2 protein-coding genes are annotated in these 2,701 nt (G+C 69.6%); one reads left to right on the top strand and one right to left on the bottom strand.

Annotated features, from left to right (window positions below; genetic code table 11):
* Window positions 1–63 precede the first annotated feature (63 nt).
* A complete protein-coding gene (locus tag V7Q53_RS23275) occupies window positions 64–1,449 on the bottom strand; it encodes an FAD-binding oxidoreductase (protein ID WP_333831417.1) in 1,386 nt (461 codons plus the stop codon).
* 159 nt (window positions 1,450–1,608) lie between these two features.
* Between V7Q53_RS23275 and V7Q53_RS23270 the strand changes: the two genes are divergently transcribed.
* Window positions 1,609–2,701 (top strand): chloride channel protein (locus tag V7Q53_RS23270; protein ID WP_333831415.1); only part of this gene is annotated, 1,093 nt, incomplete at its 3' end.

Below are 2,701 nucleotides of genomic sequence, written 5' to 3'. Positions count from 1 at the left end.
GGCCGCGGGGGCTCGATGCCCCCGAGGCCCGCGCCCCCTGACCCGTTCCCCAGTTCCCGCCGCTCAGTTTCCGGGCAGCAGCTTGCCGGGGTTCATCAGTCCCTCCGGGTCAAGCGCGGATTTGATCGCGCCCATCACCGCCCAGGCATCCCCATGTTCCGCCTGCATGTATTTGGTCTTTCCCATGCCGATCCCATGCTCGCCTGATACCGTCCCGCCCAGCCTGAGCGCGCGTCTGGCCATGTTGGCGGCCAGCTTCTGTGCGCTCTCCCATTGCGCTGCATCGCCCGCCCGGGGCAACAGCAGAGCGTGGAAATTGCCGTCGCCCACATGACCGACGATCGGCCCCGGGATGCCGCTGGCGGCAATTTCCGTGGCCGTTTCCTCAACCGCTTCGGCCAGCCGCGAGATGGGCACGCAGATATCGGTGGTGATCGGCGAGGCGCCCGGATAGGCGGCGAGCATGGTGCGGTAGGCATTGTGGCGCATCGCCCAGAGCGCGCTGCGCTCTTCGGGTTTCGAGGCCCAGCGAAAGCCGCTGCCGCCAAAGTCCTTGGCGATCTCGCCGAAGCGGGCCGCCTGTTCCGCCACTCCGGCGGTGGAGCCGTGGAATTCGACCATCAGATGCGGCGCATCATCCCACCCCGCCTGCGACTGGGCGTTGAAAGCCGCCGCCGAGGCCTGATCGACGAATTCGATCCGCGCCATCGGGATACCTGACTGGATCGTGGCGATCACCGCATCCACCGCGCCTGCCATGTCATCAAAGGCGCAGACGGCGGCGCTGATGGCCTCGGGCTGGCCGTGCAGCTTCAGTGTCAGCTCGGTGATCAGCCCCAGCGTGCCCTCGGCCCCCACGAACAGACTGGTCAGGTCATAGCCGGTCGAGGATTTTGGTGCGCGTGTGCCGGTGCGGATGATGCGCCCGTCGGCCAGTACCACCTCCAGCCCCAGAACATTCGCGCGCATCGTGCCGTAGCGCACCGCCGTGGTGCCGGAGGCGCGGGTCGAGGCCATGCCGCCAAGGCTTGCGTTCGCGCCCGGATCAACCGGAAAGAACAGCCCTGTCGCGCGCAGCTCGGTATTGAGTGCCTCCCGCGTGACGCCGGGCTGGATCACCGCCACCATATCCTCGGGCAGAACCTGCAGCACCTTGTCCATCCGCGTAAAATCGACGGTCACCCCGCCGCGCGGGGCCAGCGCATGCCCCTCCAGCGAGGTTCCCGCGCCCCAGCCGATCATCGGCAGCCCCGCCCCGGCGCAGATCTGCACGATCTGCGCCACTTCGGCGGTGGTCTCGGGATAGGCCACAGCATCGGGCGGCATCGGCGGGAAATGTCCTTCCGAGCGGCCGTGCAGGTCGCGGTCGGATTGCGAGCGGTTCAGGCGCGGGCCAAGCAGGGCGGCGAGGGCGTCAAGTGCTTCGGTGGTGGCGGCGTTGGCGGGCATGCAGGGCTCCGGTTGTCTTCAGGTTTGCGCGCGAGACTAGCGCCCCCGCACAATAAGCGCCAGAGCGGCGGGCGCGGGCGATTGCACCCGCTGCGGCATTGCGCGAAGCTGAGGCAGAGCGATGGTGGCGGCAGCACAGGCCGGAACGGAGGGACGCCGATGGGCGAGCGCATGGCCAGGGAACATCCGGCCTGGCGGCGGCAGGCGCGACTGGGCTGGCGGCGGCTGCGTCATCACGGGCCGGGCCAGCTTCAGTTCTGGCTGATCGCCCTGATCATCGGCATCGCGGGCGGCTTTGCGGCACTCCTGTTCCGCGCCGGGATCGACGCCTTGCAGACCCTGCTCTACGGCGCTGACGACCGGGCGATTCTGGCGGCGGCTTCGGGCATGCCGTGGTATGCGCTGGTGGCCATTCCCACGCTCGGCGGCCTGGTTGTCGGGCTGATCCTGCACCATTTCACCCCCGATGCCCGCGCCCGCGCCGTTGCCGATGTGATCGAGGGCGCGGCGCTGGGACGGGGGCGGGTGGAGGTGCGCGCGGGGCTTGCCTCGGCGCTGGCATCGCTGATCACGCTGGGTTCGGGCGGCTCATCGGGGCGCGAGGGGCCGGTGGTCCATCTGGCGGGCGTGATCTCGACGGTGGTGGCGGATCGCATCCGCGCCAGCGGCATCACCGGGCGCGACCTTCTGGGATGCGCGGTGGCGGCGGCGGTCTCGGCCTCGTTCAACGCGCCGATTGCGGGTGCCGTCTTTGCGCTGGAGGTGGTGCTGCGCCACCATGCGCTGCACGCTTTCGCGCCGATCGCCATCGCCTCGGTGGCGGGCACGGTGATCAACCGGCTGCATTATGGCGGCGTGGCGGAATTCGCGCTGCCACTGGCCGGGGGCGTGGCGTTTTACTGGGAAATCCCTGCGTTTCTGGTTTTGGGGCTGGTCGCGGGGGCGGTGGCGGTGGTGATGATGCGCGCCATCTTCTGGGCTGAGGATATCGGCAACCGGCTGCAGGCCCGTACCCGCGTGCCGCGCTGGCTGCGCCCGGCGGTGGCGGGGGCAATTGTGGGGGTGATGGCGGTCTGGTTTCCGCAGGTGATCGGCATCGGTTACGAGACCACGTCGCTGGCGCTGACCGGGCGGTTGGCGCTGCATGAGGCGGTGGTTTTCGCCGCGCTCAAGGTGGCGGCGGTGGCGATCACGCTGGGCGGGCGGATGGGCGGCGGGGTGTTTTCACCGGCGCCCATCCGCCCGCCCAGCG

It is taken from the genome of Pararhodobacter sp., assembly GCF_036802785.1.
Taxonomy (GTDB): Bacteria; Pseudomonadota; Alphaproteobacteria; order Rhodobacterales; family Rhodobacteraceae; genus Pararhodobacter.
Note: the sequence above shows the minus strand (reverse complement) of the source record. Positions and strands in the feature narration are given on the sequence as shown.

What these genes read in the sequence shown, in the direction of transcription:
- V7Q53_RS23275 (WP_333831417.1), bottom strand. Translation starts at nt 1,449, where the DNA reads ATGCCCGCCAACGCCGCCACCACCGAAGCACTTGACGCCCTCGCCGCC.